Origin of the sequence: Fulvivirga ligni (assembly GCF_021389935.1) — a bacterium.
Lineage (GTDB): Bacteria > Bacteroidota > Bacteroidia > Cytophagales > Cyclobacteriaceae > Fulvivirga > Fulvivirga ligni.
On record NZ_CP089979.1, the window covers coordinates 4,393,770 to 4,409,980 of the forward strand.

At 41.5% G+C, this 16,211-nt stretch carries 13 protein-coding genes; 5 read left to right on the forward strand and 8 right to left on the reverse strand.

Annotated features, from left to right (window positions below; all coding sequences use genetic code 11):
- Positions 1–47: 47 nt before the first annotated feature.
- The gene (locus tag LVD16_RS18410) at positions 48–1,352 is read left to right on the forward strand and encodes a M20/M25/M40 family metallo-hydrolase (RefSeq protein ID WP_233769750.1); all 1,305 of its coding nucleotides are present in this window, start codon (positions 48–50) and stop codon (positions 1,350–1,352) included.
- A 128-nt stretch (positions 1,353–1,480) separates the two neighbouring features.
- The gene (locus LVD16_RS18415; RefSeq protein WP_233769751.1) at positions 1,481–1,849 is read left to right on the forward strand and encodes a hypothetical protein; all 369 of its coding nucleotides are present in this window, start codon (positions 1,481–1,483) and stop codon (positions 1,847–1,849) included.
- Positions 1,850–2,175: 326 nt separating this feature from the next.
- On the opposite strand, the gene ppgK is transcribed toward LVD16_RS18415, so the two are convergent.
- The 3 genes from ppgK to LVD16_RS18430 all read right to left on the reverse strand — a co-directional run bounded on the left by ppgK (position 2,176) and on the right by LVD16_RS18430 (position 5,424).
- The gene (gene ppgK, locus LVD16_RS18420; RefSeq protein ID WP_233769752.1) at positions 2,176–2,922 is read right to left on the reverse strand and encodes a polyphosphate--glucose phosphotransferase; all 747 of its coding nucleotides are present in this window, start codon (positions 2,920–2,922) and stop codon (positions 2,176–2,178) included.
- A gap of 126 nt (positions 2,923–3,048) precedes the next feature.
- Entirely contained in the window at positions 3,049–4,914 is a 1,866-nt protein-coding gene (locus LVD16_RS18425) for an endonuclease (RefSeq protein ID WP_233769753.1), read from the reverse strand.
- Positions 4,915–5,007: 93 nt separating this feature from the next.
- Positions 5,008–5,424 (reverse strand): hypothetical protein, encoded by a 417-nt coding sequence (locus tag LVD16_RS18430; RefSeq protein ID WP_233769754.1) that lies wholly within the window; start codon positions 5,422–5,424, stop codon positions 5,008–5,010.
- 137 nt (positions 5,425–5,561) lie between these two features.
- Here LVD16_RS18430 and LVD16_RS18435 point away from each other — a divergent pair, with 137 nt between their 5' ends.
- Positions 5,562–5,963, forward strand: coding sequence for a hypothetical protein (locus LVD16_RS18435; protein ID WP_233769755.1), 402 nt, complete (start codon positions 5,562–5,564; stop codon positions 5,961–5,963).
- 7 nt (positions 5,964–5,970) lie between these two features.
- Here the strand turns inward: LVD16_RS18435 and LVD16_RS18440 are convergent, their stop codons facing one another.
- Positions 5,971–7,980: an alpha amylase C-terminal domain-containing protein gene (locus LVD16_RS18440; protein ID WP_233769756.1), complete on the reverse strand. Its 2,010-nt coding sequence runs from the start codon at positions 7,978–7,980 to the stop codon at positions 5,971–5,973.
- Between the two features lie 241 nt (positions 7,981–8,221).
- Between LVD16_RS18440 and LVD16_RS18445 the strand changes: the two genes are divergently transcribed.
- On the forward strand, positions 8,222–8,608 hold the full coding sequence (locus tag LVD16_RS18445; protein ID WP_233769757.1) for a DUF983 domain-containing protein: 387 nt from the start codon (positions 8,222–8,224) through the stop codon (positions 8,606–8,608).
- Between the two features lie 77 nt (positions 8,609–8,685).
- Positions 8,686–9,558: a helix-turn-helix transcriptional regulator gene (locus LVD16_RS18450; protein ID WP_233769758.1), complete on the forward strand. Its 873-nt coding sequence runs from the start codon at positions 8,686–8,688 to the stop codon at positions 9,556–9,558.
- 219 nt (positions 9,559–9,777) lie between these two features.
- Here the strand turns inward: LVD16_RS18450 and LVD16_RS18455 are convergent, their stop codons facing one another.
- The 4 genes from LVD16_RS18455 to LVD16_RS18470 are packed head-to-tail and all read right to left on the reverse strand — an operon-like array spanning position 9,778 to position 16,089.
- Positions 9,778–12,177, reverse strand: coding sequence for a TonB-dependent receptor (locus tag LVD16_RS18455; RefSeq protein ID WP_233769759.1), 2,400 nt, complete (start codon positions 12,175–12,177; stop codon positions 9,778–9,780).
- Between the two features lie 38 nt (positions 12,178–12,215).
- The gene (locus tag LVD16_RS18460; protein WP_233769760.1) at positions 12,216–13,574 is read right to left on the reverse strand and encodes an HTTM domain-containing protein; all 1,359 of its coding nucleotides are present in this window, start codon (positions 13,572–13,574) and stop codon (positions 12,216–12,218) included.
- Between the two features lie 2 nt (positions 13,575–13,576).
- On the reverse strand, positions 13,577–14,695 hold the full coding sequence (locus LVD16_RS18465) for an imelysin family protein (RefSeq protein WP_233769761.1): 1,119 nt from the start codon (positions 14,693–14,695) through the stop codon (positions 13,577–13,579).
- The gene (locus LVD16_RS18470; RefSeq protein ID WP_233769762.1) at positions 14,692–16,089 is read right to left on the reverse strand and encodes a di-heme oxidoreductase family protein; all 1,398 of its coding nucleotides are present in this window, start codon (positions 16,087–16,089) and stop codon (positions 14,692–14,694) included. The genes LVD16_RS18465 and LVD16_RS18470 overlap by 4 nt, the downstream gene beginning before the upstream one ends.
- Positions 16,090–16,211: the final 122 nt, after the last annotated feature.

Here is a 16,211-nt window from a genome sequence, read left to right on the forward strand (position 1 = left end):
TAATTGGGCTATCCTTTTGATATTAGCCACAGACCAAACTTAAAACTATGAAACCTTACTTCCGCTATTTCATAATGGCCGGTTTATGCTTTTCTATGCATTTATCCTTAGCTCAAAAGTCTAAAGTTGAGCGTAAAATTGTACAGACCATAGACAAGCATAACGATCAATACATTGACCTTTTAAAAAAATCAGTTAGTATAAATAGTGGCACCATGAATTTCGATGGTGTTAGAGAGGTGGGGAAGTTATACAAACAAGAGCTTGATGCTTTAGGCTTCGAGACTACACTCACTTCAGGGCAAGCTTTTAATCGTGCCGGACATCTCGTAGCGAAACACATGGGCAAAAAAGGCCCTAAAATTCTTTTAATCGGTCATTTAGATACGGTTTTTGAACCAGAGAATCCTTTTCAGGAATACAAAATGCTGAATGATTCCATTATGAACGGACCTGGTGTGGCTGATATGAAAGGTGGCGATGTAATCATTATTGCAGCCATGCGAGCCCTTAAAGAAGCAGGTGTACTTGATGACATGTCCATTACGATAGTGATGACAGGTGATGAAGAGAAAAGTGGAAGTCCGCTAGAGCTCAGCAAAAAAGAATTAGTAGATGCCGCCGAATGGGCTGACATTGCTTTAGGTTTTGAAAATGCCGATGGAAACCCAAAGACCATTGTGGTATCCAGAAGAGGATCACTAAGCTGGTCTTTAGAAGTAAAGGGCAATGCTGCTCACTCTTCACAGATCTTCACTGACAAAGTAGGTACGGGCTCTATTTATGAGACCAGCAGAATATTAAATGAGTTCTACACACAATTATCAGGCGAACATAACCTGACCTTCAATCCAGGCTTTATCATTGGCGGCACCCAGGTAAAAATGGATGAAGATGGCGGCGGCGGTACTGCCCACGGAAAAACCAACGTAGTATCAGAAAGCACCATCGTTCGTGGTGACATTAGAGCTGTTTCTTTGGAGCAACTGGAAAAGGCTCAAAAAGTGATGCAGGATATAGTGAGCAAAAACTATCCAAAAACCAGCGCCGTTTTAACTTTCGCTGAAAATGGATATCCTCCCCTGGGCCTTACTGATGGCAACAACCAACTGCTAAAAGTATACGACCAGGTAAGTAAAGACCTAGGCTTTGGCCCCGTGGACCCGGTAAACCCCAGAAATGCCGGAGCCGCAGACATCTCCTTCACCGCCGGATATGTGGACATGGCAGTTGATGGCCTCGGCCTCAGCGGCGCTGATGATCATACCGTCAATGAAACTGGTAACCTGAATATGGTTCCAGTGCAAGCCAAAAGAGCGGCGGTTTTGATGTACAGGTTGTCGAGGGATTAGAGCGGGTATCAGTATTATATCAAAACGTCATTCTTGAATTCAGTAGCGGAGGAATATCCAGAATCTTAGTGTTGGCTTTCTAGAGGCTGAACAGCGAGATTCCGGCTCTCCGCTGCGCTGCGGCCGGAATGACGTTTCCGTTTAGAGCATCTATTCTTCTTTATTATGTTCAAGTTGATGTTACAGCCTGTAGTTTCGTAGGTGTCTCCACCTACGAAGGCGACGGCTTCATAAATGGCAATAGCCGAAGCTATTCAGGCATATTGGCACTTCAGGTTGCCTACACTTTAAAGATAGTTAGCAATTCTGATCGTCTACCCTTCGACGGGGCTCAGGATGACTTGATGATGGCCTTCAAATCTTGCTGCTCAGTCGTGCGAATAACCTTAAATGAAAAACAGGTTTATCTCAAGTCCTTAGTGGCAGTCCATATCTATGGAATAATGCCGCTCTCGGAAGACCTTGGAGCAAGAAAGATTTTTTTGTTACTTTTTTGATCGATTGCAAAAAAGTAAAGGAACCGTAGCTATGGAAAGCAAGAAGGAATTCAGTAGCGTAGCGGATGAATATCCGGAATCTTACTGTTGCGTTTCTAGAGGCTGAACAGCGAGATTCCGGCTCTCCGCTGCGCTGCGGCCGGAATGACGCTTTGTTTGGGGTATCTATTCTTTCCAAGGTGATGTCACAGGTTGCAGCTTCGTAGGTGGTACACTCAAGAAGGCGAAGTTACTTTGGCTAGTCTTATTGACTAACTGGCATTACAAATGCCATTCTCTACAAATCCTCGTTGAAAACGAGGATTAGATTGCAGTGCTAAAAACTATTACTTATGCCTAATAGCTGCATTTACTGCGGCGCCGATGATGCCTGCGTTGTTGAGCTTCTCGGAGACGGAATAAGGGGTTTTAATATCTATTTGCTTTCTGTAAAGATGTATTTTCTTGCTCACGCCTCCGCCGAGTATGATGTAGTCGGGTGAAAAGACTCTTTCTACATGCTTGAGGAAGAAGTTGAGTCGTTTGCCCCAGTCTTTGAAGCTTAGGTCTTCGCGCTTTCTGGCTGAATCCGCGGCGTAGCGTTCTATTACTTTTCCATCTTTGCCAAACATGCGGCCTACTTCAAAATTTGGGATAAGCTCACCGTTGAAGAAGGCTCCGCTACCCAGGCCTGTGCCTATGGTTATGGTCATCACCAAGCCTGATTTGTTCTTGCCTGCTCCGAACTTCATTTCTGCTATTCCTGCGGCATCGGCGTCGTTGATGATGGTAAATTTGAGGTCATCACAGTATTCGCTGAAGAGGTCATCTATCTGCTGGCCTTTCCAGGCTTTATCCAGATTAGAATTGTACATGGCTTTGCCACATTTCACTACTGTTGGAAATGCACAGCCAATATCATCAGTCCACTGGAAGTGGTCCTTTATTTCTTTGATTACTTGAGCTACCGCAATTGGGGTAGATGGCTTGGGCGTTTCCACACGAAATCTGTCAGAAACAAGTACGCCTTTTTTTGTATCTACTATGGCTCCTTTTATTCCTGAGCCTCCTATATCTATGCCTAGTATTTCCATAAAGTCCTTTAAGATATCCAGAAATGGGCAACTGAACAAATTATGAAGTGAATAGAAAATAGGCCCTCAAAAAAGTGATAACCATTTAGGTTAATCCCAGTTTTTAAAGGGCCTATTTATATTATTTTACTGAGCCATTATCAATTGACTCATTGGCGACTGATCTGATTCAACCTGAAGAATATAAATACCTTTTTGAGGTAGAACAAGAGGAATTTCAGCGGTCTCTTGGCTAACAGCCTGATCAATAACTACCTTACCTGAAACATCTAAAACAATAATTCTTGTGGGCTCAATTCCTTTGAAGTGTAAAGTATTGTCATAGTAATACACTTTCATATCAACCTGATTTTCAACGACATCAGAGGCTTTTCTAGCAAACGGAGAACCACTTCCCCAAATAGATGCTACCCACTCAGGATGATCTACAAATGGGTTTCTATTACCCTGATAGCTATGAACAGCATCATTTCTATCTCTTTCTTTTTGGCTTACGGGGTCACTATTATGCCAGCTAATCAACATGTTGAGCATCCATGACTCAAATACTTGATTATTGGTTCCGTTTAAAACGGCATTAGAATAAGAAGAGTTAGATTCCCATGATCCGATTACATTTTGATATCTGGTAGCCATGTAGAAATAAGCTCTGGCCACATCTCCCTTAAATTCATCTATTGGTTCGAATACTGTACCTGAATAGCCCAATCCACTCACTGCTGAGCCTAACTTACTACCATTAGATGAGGTATAGCTGGCGCTTCCTACTTCACCGTAAGGATAGCTGCTTCTGCGACCGTTAACATATCCATCAGTCGGGAAAATATGGTGTACGTCTGAGTTCATCGGCTCAATAGCTCCACCAAACCAGCTTCTAGGAAAGCTATGTTCTCTGTTATAGCAATCTCCTTCCACAGCGTAAGTACCGCACTGGTCACTTACTTTGGTAAAGGTATAGCTATCTGATCCTCCCGGCTTTTCTGAGTAGATATCCAATATTGTTCCGTCATTTTCATAGTAAGCATCTAATTCGTTAGAAGAATAGAAAGTCCATAAGGCACCATAGCCTTGAGCGGTATGCGTTTTGATAATATCATACAATGCCGTTTTCAAGGTATATCCACCTAGGCCAGATGTACCAGCATAATAGCCAGTGCCACCTCCGCCTCCACCACCAGAACCAATGGTGAAGCTAGTACTTTCCTGGCTACCAAAATCACCACCTGAAGCATAAGAACTGCTTCCTGAAAGTACATATGATCCGCTGCCATAAGAACAGCAGATACCATCACCATAAGCATCATAAATAATGAACGTGTAGCTACCATCTGCCAGGCAAAAATCTTCTGAATAAGATGAGTTGCTGGCATAGCCGTTTCCGGAATATAACACTGTACTACTACTGCTTTTAAGTTCCCAGCTGGTCTCTGAACCGTAGTTATCCGTGTTTAATGAAAGTGTAACTTCAGTATCGCTACAGCCTGAGCCACCGCCTCCACCACCTCCGCCAGAGGTAGGCTGAAAGTCATCTACATACACCACCTCGGAGCCATCAAAGCCGCTTACATCATAGAAGCGGAGGCCTACCAATATGGAAGATGTTGACGGCGTATAGCTGTAAGTTATTTGCTGCCACTGACCGGTAGTGGCATTCGCTGAATAATCTCTATAACCATCTACATAAAGTCGTGCTCTCACATGCCCTTCTGTATGGTATACCCAAACAGAAAAGTTATAATTCACACCAGGCGTTACGCTTATGGTTTGAAGAAAATCGGTATTACTCTGAGTTGTGGTATTCACGGTTACTCTAGCTGTGGTACTGCCAGACTTCACCGTACTGGAGTTAGAGCTCACGCTGATACCACCGTCTATGGTAGTCCAGCCGTTAGGGGTACTTCCCGACCATGATTCAAACGAACCATTTTGCACCTGGCCAAAAACAACGGTGCTAATTAGACATAATAATGCTAGTAAAGATCTTTTTTTCATACAATGGGTTTTAAATGGTTGAGTAAGCAATTTACTATTACTTTTCATTAAAACCCAGCTAACTTTATTAGGCGGTGGTTAAGTTAAAACTCCCTAACTATCAGCAAGAAGGAATTCCATGGCTGAATCTTCATCAGAAAATAACTTAAAAGGCAGATTAAATTTATTCACTGCTGATAGTATCAAGTTTAGATAATACTTCTTAAAAACATTCGCACCGGATATTACTGCGGCTCTTTTCAAACCACCTTCTATGGCAGCTGGCACCATCTCATGCCCGAACCACTTTCTGTTTTCAGGAGAAACTACTCCCTGATGCCTGGTATCAGACATAAATAATGACACTGTTTTTCCATCTGCTGACCAGTCCAAAAGGGCTTGGAATGGCTTTCTATACTGCTCTAAAGACAAACTTTTCTCTCCCTCCCAAACAATCTTCCCTAGTTGTATTTCCTCATCATACAGCACTGTAGCATAAGGCTCTTTTAAAATTTCTGTAAGGGTATTCATTAGTTAATTAGCTATTGACACATTGAAAATACTACTTTTTACACAAAATGGAAAATCCTGATTATCAATAATATATTTCATAAAATGATGTCCGTAATTATCAATTAATATAAATTTATAATTACAAAATATAAATTATGAAAATAACTCTTCAAATAATGGCCGCATTATTATTATCAGTAGGCTGTAACAGACCGCAGGAAACAGCAGATAGAGAGAGCCTGCAGATTGAAAAAATAAATAAGAGCGACTTAGTGGGGCAATGGGAAAATAAGAGTTCGGACAGCAATAATAAAATTGCAGCTATCTACCTAAAAGAGGACGGCAAAGCATTCATCACTTACAGTGATGACAGACAATTTGAAGGCACCTGGGACTCTCGATTTGTGAAGCCCGTGGGTGTAGTTGATGTAACTTCTGATCTCCTCATTAATTTTAAAGAAACAGATGCACAATTAATGAAGCTTTTGCTCGCCCTTAAGGAAAAGGAGAATGTTTACTATCTATCAGGGAATGACATATTCCTAGAAAAGCAGTAAATACATTTTAATCCACCTTCTTCAGCACCAAAGCTGATCTGCTTGGGATATAAACACTAAGCTTATCATCTTTAAGTGTGTGATATTCTGTATTGGCATCTACCCTATTATGACCACCAAACTCAGGAGCATCTGATATAAGCACAGCCTTATATTTTCCTGCCTGGTTAGATGTAAATGTGTAATCTGCTATAGAATGTGATGAATGGAAGTTGATGATGAAAATGAGGTTATTCCTTTCATAAATAATCACCTTATTTTCAGCATCCATGTTTAGCTGCTGCGCCGGATTGGCCGAAAGCACATGATTATCTTTCATAACATGTACCATGGCTCTGTCAAAATTATTGAGATACTGATACTTAAGATCAGGGTTGTCAACCAATTGCCATTGTCTGCGAGCATATTTATAGCTCCAGCCATTATCTTGTCTCGGGAAATCTATCCACTCCGGATGACCAAACTCATTGCCAATAAAGTTCAGATAGCCCTCTCCTCCTACCGTGGCAGTTATTAATCGTAGAAGCTTATGTAATGCCATGCCTCTATCTATGATGATATTATCGTCATCTTTAGACATGTGCCAATACATTTCTTTATCCATAAGCCAGAAGGCCAGGGTTTTATCTCCTACTAGAGCTTGATCATGAGATTCAGAATAGGCGATTGTTTTCTCCTTCCATCTGCGGTTAGAAAGCACATCCCAGATCTGATGAATATCCCAGTCTTCATCTGGTGTATGCTTCAAAATTTTAATCCAATAATCTGGTATTCCCATACCCAGGCGGTAATCAAAACCCACCCCGCCTTCATCTACCTTTCGGCTAATGCCCGGCATACCGCTCATATCTTCTGCAATAGAAATGGCAGCAGGCTTTAATTCATGTATAAGCACATTGGCCAATTGTAAATACCTGATAGCGTCCCAGTCTACCATGTCTTTAAAATACTTGTCATAATGATCAAAAGACACATGATCACCATGGTGGTGATACATCATGGAAGTGACACCATCGAACCTATAGCCATCAAAATGAAACTCTTCGATCCAGTATCTCACATTTGAAAGTAGGAAGCGCAATACTTCATCCTTGCTGTAATCAAAGAGCTTAGAATCCCAGCCTGTATGATAACCGCGGCCCCCTTCATGGAAATACTGATGTCCGGAACCATCAAAATCATTGAGTCCCTCAGACATGTTCTTCACGGCATGCGAGTGCACCATATCCATGATCACCGCCATTCCCATTTCATGGGCTTTGTTAACCATGTATTTCAGGTCCTCCGGGCTTCCAAAACGAGATGAGGGCGCGAAGAAATTAGAAACATGATAGCCAAAAGAGCCATAATAAGGATGCTCCTTGATAGCCATAAACTGCACGCAGTTATATCCCAAATCCTGAATCCTGGGTAAAATATTATCAGCGAATTCACGATAGGTGCCTACCCCTTCCTTCTCCTGAGCCATACCTAAATGACACTCATAAATGATTGGTTCCTTTATAGCATCGAGATCAAAAGACTGATCTGTCCAATGGAATGGCTCAGCGGGATTCCATATCTGGCCAGAGAAATCATGTGTTTGTTCATCCTGCACCGCCCTGTTGATGTAAGCCGGAATTCGATCCTTATATTGATCATTGGCCATTACCTTCACCTTTACCCTTGACTGGTGTGGAAGTACGTTCTGATTACCTTCATCAGGCAAAAAAATCTCCCAAATACCGTCCTCTTTCTTCTCTAAGGCATGACTTTGACTATCCCAACCGTTAAAATCGCCTATCAACCACAGCTGCTGTGCAGCAGGAGCCCACTCTCTATACCACCAGCCTTTTTTATCATGATCATAATGAAAACCAAGTTCCTTATCTCTGCTGGCATAACTCTTAAGTGACTTATGGGCATTGGTAATGTCTTTGTATTTATCTACATAGAACTCATATCTTTTATTAATGTCCTCTTCGTATGGTTTTAACCACGGATCATCTTGTACGAGTTGAAGGCTTTCTTCGGTCATGGGTTGGCGTTGATTTGTTATATCTAATATACAGGGATTCTTTGAAATTGTTATTGATTGTTGTTATTGGTTATTGGTTATTGGTTATTGGGTTATTGGTTATTGGTTATTGGGTTATTGAGTTATTGAGTTATTATTCTCATTACTCATATCTATATATTCGATTATTACCATAGAAACGATGAAAATTACCGGGACTATGGGGTTGGTTAATATTATTTTTGCGGAAATTTGAGATAAGATGAAGGAAACTAGTGCAATGCAAGCGGTGGCGCAGGGCAAATGTCCGCGCTGTAGACAAGGCAAGATGTTCAAATACTCTGCTTATAATGTTAAAAAGTTCATGGTTATGAATGCTAACTGCGAATGCTGTGATCTGAAATTTGAGAGGGAACCGGGCTTTTTCATAGGAGCCATGTACATTAGCTATGCTTTTTCGGTGGCACTTTTTACTACTGTGGGTGTTGCTTTGAGCGTACTTGGAGACTTTGCGGTGAGCACTTATATCATCACTATAATTATTGCTGTAATTCTTCTTCTGCCCATTTTATTTAGATATAGCAGGATTATATATCTCCATGCTTTTGGTGGTGTTAGGTATAACCCACAGGCATGTAGTCAGCATTGACATAAAACACATAGGCATACATTAATATTTTAAAGGCATAAGAATTTTTATTTTTATGCCTTCTTCTTTTTACGCCTATGAAAAAGCATATTCCTATTCTTGAGAGCTGCACGCTGTCGGATTCCAATAAGAATCAGATACTTATAGAAAAGTTTGCACCTTACCTGAAGAAGAATACGAACATGGTTTTTCCGCACAGGCATAACTTTTATCACCTTGTCATTTTCACTCAGGGAAGTGGCTACCACACCATCGATTTCCAAAAATTCCCAGTAACGGCCGGACAAATTTACTTTATGGCTCCAGGGCAGGTCCATGGATGGCATTTTGATGATGAGGTAGATGGATTTGTGGTGAATTTTGACAAAGGCTATTACGAATCATTCCTATTAGCGGCTGACAAAATAGATCAATTCAGTTTCTTCAATGGCATTGCTGAGGATGGCGTCATTCAACTTGAGGAAGGTCTAAAAAATGAGGTATTAACGCTTTTCGAATCCTTATATAAGGAGGTTAACACCACGGAGATGGCTTATTGGGATCTTACCAGAACGCTGCTGCTGCACATTTTCATGCTCATCGAGAAGGGTAATACAAAAGGAGAACCAAGCCAGAAGCCCAATTACAATTTCACTATCGTTAAGAACTTTCAGAGGCTTATTGAGAAGCACTTCGCTACTCATAGGCTCCCTAGTGAATACGCAGAGTTGCTTTACATCACTCCTAATCACCTGAACGCAGTCTGTAGAGAGCACCTGGGCAACTCAGCTGGAGAAATCATCAGAAACAGAATTATCCTAGAGGCTAAAAGGCTTCTGGTACTCGATCATTTAACCATATCAGAAATCGCTTACGCGCTAAATTTTAAGGACAACTCTTATTTCAGTAAGTTTTTTAAGAAACAGGTGGGGGCTAGTCCGGAGGAGTTTCGGCGTGGGAGGGAATGGTGATTTTGGTTGTTGGTTGTTGGTTATTGGTTATTGGTTAATGTGTTATTCGTTATTGGTTATTGGGTTATTCGTTATTGGTTATTGGGTTATTCGTTACTTACGTGTTAATTAGTATTGAAGAGATATCATTACTTAGCCATTACTACTTTTCATTGATTCAACAATAATTACTCAAAGCTAGAATCTCAATACTATATACTCAATACTCAATACTATCTACTATTTCCCTATTTTCCCTTTGAGGGTGATGTAAAAGCTTCTTCCGTCAGATGGGATGATGCCGGGGCCGGGGTAGCCGGAGGCTCTTCTTGTGAAGTAATAATTATTGGTTAAGTTGTTGATGCCTGCTTCTATACCGAAATATTGATTAAACTGGTAGGCGCCAGAAAGATCCATTACGTAGTAGGTAGGGATAATTCCTTCTACTGCTGAAGGTGTTTTTTCTGCGTTGGAGGCGTCGCTGTACTGCTGCTGGGTGTAGGAGAACTGGTAGGCTAGCTTTAGTCTGCCTATAGATGCATTAACACCGGTCTTAAGACTGAAAGGTGGCACCAACTCTACTTCGTTGCCACTTATGGCTTCTTCATCAGAATCCACATACATCGCGTCTATGACGCTTACATTGGCAAAAATATTCAGTGCGTTTACCTTCTTCAATTTTAGCCAGTGGTTTACATTCACCTCTGCGAATGCCTCCAGTCCAATGTTTCTCGAATCTGAAATGTTAGTTCTGTATCGGTAAATTCTGAAATTCTCCTGATCTACTTTCAGTACCGAACCTATTCTGTCTTTATACTTTAGATAAAACAGGCTGATGTCATAATTAATGATTCCGGGTTTATTACCACGCACACCAAGCTCCACATTGTAGCCTTTCTCATCATGAATATTTTCATCTACCTGAAGGTTAGGATTTTCTACGCGGATGTCGTTGAAATTAATAGATCGGTAGTTTTGAGAATAGTTAGCGTATAGCTCTAAGTTTTGAGAATACTTATATCCAGACCCCACTCCGAAAAACACAAATGAACGGGTTCTGCTTTTATCTTCATACACCTGAAAAGTGGAATCCACACCGAGCCCAGTATTAGGATCAACAACTAAAGTAACATCCTGATAGTAGCCTTGCGCTTCTGTTTTGATGTGTTCGAAACGTACTCCCGGTGTCACACTCCACTTGTCTGTAAGGTTGAATACGTTTTCGGCAAAAGCTGAAATATTCTCACCCGGAAACTCATAATCAGAGCCCTCAAGATTATCCGGATTTAGAAAGTTGAAGTCCGCACCATCACCTGCGGGGCCATTACCTTGCTTCCTTTTAGTAAGGCCATGGTAGTACCTACCTCCTACCAAAAGCACAGAAGGCTGGGCGCCGAGCTTGTAATTATGGATGAAGCGAGTTTCATTACCGAAGTTGGTAAAATCATCAACGAAAAGGTTTCTTTCACCCAGATCATCGGTTCTATCTATTCTCCCCAGATTGCCAAGCGCATCTCTTCCACCTATGAGGGCAAAATTTCTAAAATTCACTTTCAGCTTATCTGTAATTCGATAGTTCACTTTTAAGGACATGAGGTTCCAGTCTACCCGAAACCAATTTCTATCTCTTATAGACTGCTGTGGATCTTCTTCAAACAAGGCATCTGTTAGTCCTCCGGGCTGCTGAGCCAGGTAGTGCATGTTCGTATAATCAACACTTAAGTCTACCTTCTCACCTGCCGCTATATTGACATTGGCAAAGGTGGTGTTTGATTCAAAATCAGAATTACATCTCCAGCACTCACCTTTGGCATATCGGTTATAGACATAGTAATTCACCTTCCCTACGGTGCCGCCAACGCTGTTAAAACCACTATAGAAACCAAGTGAGTTTCCAGTCTGTGCTGTATTGAACTCAATTTTCTTATCCTCAGGGCCTTTTTTCATTACGAAGTTCACTAATCCGCCAAACTGTGTTCCGTATTGCAAAGAAGCGGCACCCCTGACGATCTCCACTCTATCCACTGCTTGAATGGCAGGAGAATAATAGCTCTCAGGGTAACCTAATGCATCTGCACTGATGTCGTATCCATTTTGTCTTGTATTGAAGTTAGAATTGCGATTAGGACTTAAACCTCTACCCCCTACTCCTATTTGTAGACCTGCACAATCGCTCTCCCAGATATTTAGACCTGATACCTTAGCGAAGATTTGTCTGGCATTGTTAGAAGCCTTGTTTGCTACCACATCATCGAGTACAATTACCTCATTCTTCTTGGCGTCATAAATACTAAAACCTTCTACTGCATTAAGCCTTCTAATACCGGTGGTTTGTTCGCGCTTATCTTTGATAGTGACCTCATCAAGAGTGGATTCAAGCTGTTTAAGGTTAAAGTTCACTTCATTCTTACCGGCTTTTAGCACTATCTTGCTGGACGCTGTTTGTAAACCAGGATAGAAGGCAACAAGCTGATATTCGCCAGGTTTAATATTCTTTAAATTGTAATCACCCTGGTCAGAGGTGGTAGTGCTAATTTCTGTACCATCGATGAATACCTGCACCTGAGCTACAGCCTTACCATCTTCATCTGAGACTTTACCACTAACGCTAGCCTTTTGAGCATTTGCTGTGAGGCTCATTAAACCTAATAAAAGTACTATTAACCAATGCTTTATCATCACCTCGTTGCTGTTCTCTCGTGTTTTTCAAATGGTAAAATCCAGCGCTTATGACTGAAATTATCTTCTTCTTCTAATAGGTTCACGGTAGGATCTATAAACTTTTTGCTACCGCTGCCATTCAATGTAGCATAGGCCTCTACTCGTATTTCAGGTCTTCTTATTCCTTTGGCCAAATAAATCTTTTCCAAGTAATGAGCAAATTGTAAGATCATATCAGGTTGTGTACTCATCATTTTTTCCTGCAACGGCGTGAGGTAATCACTGGGATAAGCCTCTTCAGAAGTACCATGCTCCCCGTCTTTTATGTGATAAGTGACATAACCAGCCTTTTCCATTAGCATTACTCTCCAGGAAAAGCGATAACCTTCTTCCGTCCAAAACAAATCACCAGGATAGTTCAAATACCTCCACGGCATGATCAGCTGGATTAGCATAAAAACCCCTAGTAACCCCACCTGCCAACTAGGTGCGCCTTTCATGGCTCTATGCTGCACTACCGAGTTTTTAACTTTAAACAAGCGACTGAATCTGTGTTGAATGTTCTTGTGCCATTCGGCAGAGAAAAAAATCAGTGTAGACAGAATCATAATGAAAGGAAACATGCCTATCGGAAATAGCCACCACGTCATCACATGGAATACGATAACCGCAGCAAACGCAGGAATCCTGGTCTTTTTATTGATAAGAAGAAATGGAATGAACAAATCATAAATAGCTCCAAACCAGCTGAAAGCGTAGGCCACCCAGAGCTCATCCATATATTGACCAATTACCGGTAAGTGAGAGTTAGAAGCCAGCCATATCTTCAATGGTTCTGCCTCAATGAGCCAATCATAATTGAGTTTCGCCAAGCCTGCGTAAAAATAAACGATGAATAGCTGCAGCTTGATAATATTGATCATCCAGGCCGCCACTTTTTCCCGGCTCATTGATGGTTTATAATAAGCATCTAATGAAAAACTTCTATGGGCTGGGAGCCAAATCATAATGAAGCTGACAAGGCTGACAAAGTAATAATGGTTCAGATAATAGGTTTTATCAATGAGCTCAATGTAGGTAAAAGAAAGGAAGAATAGGGTGATAAATATTTTGTAAAACCTCCCCAGCATTACCATTAACGCACTGATTCCCATAACTAAGAATAATGAATACATCCCTGCAGGAGGAAATACTTTTACCCACTCAAAGCCATAGTAACTAAAGTGATAATCGGGCTGAATGTAGAATTCATCAATCCAGCCGTAATAAGCAAACCTTATTACGCTGACTAACATCATAAAGCCAAAAGCTACCCGGAAGGTAGCTAATGGTGCTATTGATAATGCTTGATTGATATGTTTATTTAGCCCGGACAATTTTAATCACCGTCGTTATCTGAGAATGTTACTAATAGCCCTAGACTAGACATCATGTCCGTTTTCACATAAATGGTAAGCTGCTGCAAATCGTTATACAGTGCATCAACCTCAGTTACTTCATCACTTACGGCCTCTTTCAATGGAGATTTTATAGCCTCAAGATCAGTAAGGCATTTGGCGATCTGATTTTCAATAACTCCAGACAAAGACTCTCCATCGTACTGCGCACCTACAGCATTCAGATAGTCGTCAAAACCCATATCAGTGGGCTGGCTTCCACCAGTAAATACTGTTTGTAGCGAAATGAGATTTACTTCTATGAGGTCTAAAGAGATTTTAGCCTTGGGAGACTCAACATTTTCAGGTAATGGTGTTCCCATGCTTTTCTTTCCTAATGGAATACCCACTTTGTTATTCTTAATCACCTCTATGAGCTGAATAAATTTATTAGCCAGAACATTAGTTGAGCTTCCTACATCTTTACCATCGGCAATGATAAAAGTAGCAGAATAGTCGCTACCTGCACTAGTCCAGGCCTGGAAAGCCTGTTGAGCAATGTTGTTAAGACTGGTAGCCAGAGCAGCAAGGAAGTCCTTTCTGTTTTGGTTATTGGTGAATTCATCAACCAGCTCAGCATTCGACTGCTCTTCAGCAAATATTAAATATTCGATGGCAGGAAAACCTTTAGTTGACGCTCCCAGGTTTTTCACGTAATCCACGTCTATAGTTTGATCAGTTGATAGAGTGGACTCAATGTTAGCGCTGTTGGTAGGCCAGCTATCAAAGCTAGTCATGATGCCTAACTGCTCTACCGGACCGAAGTCAAATAACTCTACTTGTTTATAGCTTTTTCTGGCTGCCTTCCACGCATTCTGCACAGAAACAAGATTATCTTCATTTGGAGTAGCTACGAACACCGTTACTGAGTTTTCCAATGAGGCGGTGTTATTGGCAAGCTCCTCATAGCCAGTCACTATCTCCAGACTTGCCTGACTTAGTAGCAAAGAGCGATCAAAATTATCCGTTTCATCACTATTCTCGTCTCCACACCCTGAAAACGTCAATAGCGCTCCTAAGAACGCTACCATTAATAATCCTCTTTTAAAATAATTCATCATAAAGATTTTAAGTATTTTACCAGGGCATCACGCTCCTGTTTTTCCATCTTAATAAAAGCCTGTTTTGATTTTTCACCTTCACCTCCATGCCACAATATGGCCTCATCGAGGTTTCTGGCTCGTCCATCGTGTAGGTAAAGTGTATGCCCATTTACCACTTCTATAAGACCGATGCCCCATAGTGGTGGCGTTTTCCATTCACTACCTGAAGCCTGAAAATCCGGTCGACCATCAGCCAGCTCTTCACCCATATCATGCAGCAACATGTCTGTATATGGACGAATGGTTTGATCTGCAAACTCTGGAAAATCGGCATTATAACCTGTTTGTATTTTCATGGTGTGGCATGCGCTACAGTTAGCAGAAATGAACAGTTGCTTTCCTTGCAATACCACGGGGTCTTCCCAATCTCTTCTTTTAGGCACCGCCAGTGTACCAGAGTAGAGTGTAACCTGTTCTAATATTTTCTCTTTAAGCTCGGGAGAACCTCCACTTACGGCCTCTTTGCAATCCGTCTGGCTATCCATGCAGTCTTGTTCTGTAAACATAGATGAGGTAATACCAATGTCGCCTAAGAAAGCCCCTGCTGTTTGTTGTTTTAGGGTGGGAACATTAGCCTTCCATCCGAAACGACCTGTAGTTTGTTTCTCAGCTTCAAAATCCCATACCATATTAACACGACCGCTGATGCCATCATTATTCACATCATCGGGATCTGCCATGGCTAAAATGGTGCTCTCATCAATAGAGGCTAACAATCCGAGGCCTACCATATGAGGGGCCGTTCTTGGAGAAATCATGGTGCCGGCAGCAAAAGCACCATAACCACCATTTTTTAATTGATAATATGGCTTTCTCAATGAATAGCTGCTGCCATCTGCATAAGTTCCAGCTACTTCCTGATAAGTAATTTCCATGTCGCCTTCTGCAACTACCCCCAGAATAGCATGTGGATTGAGCTGAGTGCCGTAGTTCGGCTCTGGCATAGGTCCACCAAAACTGGTGGTTCCAGAAATACTGAGTCTGTAGAGCATAGACTCGTCTTTATCATCAGCGTTGAGCTTAGGCCTGCCACGGCCGTCTTTGAAATGGCATGAAGAGCACGAACGTGCATTAAAAAGTGGGCCTACGCCATCTAAATCTTCAGTAGATGATGGTGCTGTAACCCAGTTTCGATTGAAGAATGAATTGCCGACTACGAACTGCGTGTCACGATCACCTTGTAGATTAGGTGCCGCATGGCCAAAGGCGTTTACAGATACATCAGCTACGGTAGCATCTCCCCCTGAAAACTCCTCTCCTTCCTCCAAAATACTTACCTCATTGTTACTATCTCCACAGGAGACCATAACACTCACTAAAAACAGGCCTAATAGATACCTTTGAAAACTCATTCCTTATTAAATGTTTACACCCTTAAATAAGGTTTTATCTTAACCAAAGAAATCATATTGAAGTAGCCACAATTCATAACTACCTCAATATGATATATTTATAACTTTAAACTTTCTGCTTT

Bases quoted from the DNA above. Each gene is read 5' to 3' on its own strand.
- LVD16_RS18410 (WP_233769750.1), top strand. From the start codon at position 48: ATGAAACCTTACTTCCGCTATTTCATAATGGCCGGTTTATGCTTTTCT.
- LVD16_RS18415 (WP_233769751.1), top strand. From the start codon at position 1,481: ATGACGTTTCCGTTTAGAGCATCTATTCTTCTTTATTATGTTCAAGTT.
- ppgK (WP_233769752.1), bottom strand. From the start codon at position 2,922: ATGGAAATACTAGGCATAGATATAGGAGGCTCAGGAATAAAAGGAGCC.
- LVD16_RS18425 (WP_233769753.1), bottom strand. From the start codon at position 4,914: ATGAAAAAAAGATCTTTACTAGCATTATTATGTCTAATTAGCACCGTT.
- LVD16_RS18430 (WP_233769754.1), bottom strand. From the start codon at position 5,424: ATGAATACCCTTACAGAAATTTTAAAAGAGCCTTATGCTACAGTGCTG.
- LVD16_RS18435 (WP_233769755.1), top strand. From the start codon at position 5,562: ATGAAAATAACTCTTCAAATAATGGCCGCATTATTATTATCAGTAGGC.
- LVD16_RS18440 (WP_233769756.1), bottom strand. From the start codon at position 7,980: ATGACCGAAGAAAGCCTTCAACTCGTACAAGATGATCCGTGGTTAAAA.
- LVD16_RS18445 (WP_233769757.1), top strand. From the start codon at position 8,222: ATGAAGGAAACTAGTGCAATGCAAGCGGTGGCGCAGGGCAAATGTCCG.
- LVD16_RS18450 (WP_233769758.1), top strand. From the start codon at position 8,686: ATGAAAAAGCATATTCCTATTCTTGAGAGCTGCACGCTGTCGGATTCC.
- LVD16_RS18455 (WP_233769759.1), bottom strand. From the start codon at position 12,177: ATGAGCCTCACAGCAAATGCTCAAAAGGCTAGCGTTAGTGGTAAAGTC.
- LVD16_RS18465 (WP_233769761.1), bottom strand. From the start codon at position 14,695: ATGATGAATTATTTTAAAAGAGGATTATTAATGGTAGCGTTCTTAGGA.
- LVD16_RS18470 (WP_233769762.1), bottom strand. From the start codon at position 16,089: ATGAGTTTTCAAAGGTATCTATTAGGCCTGTTTTTAGTGAGTGTTATG.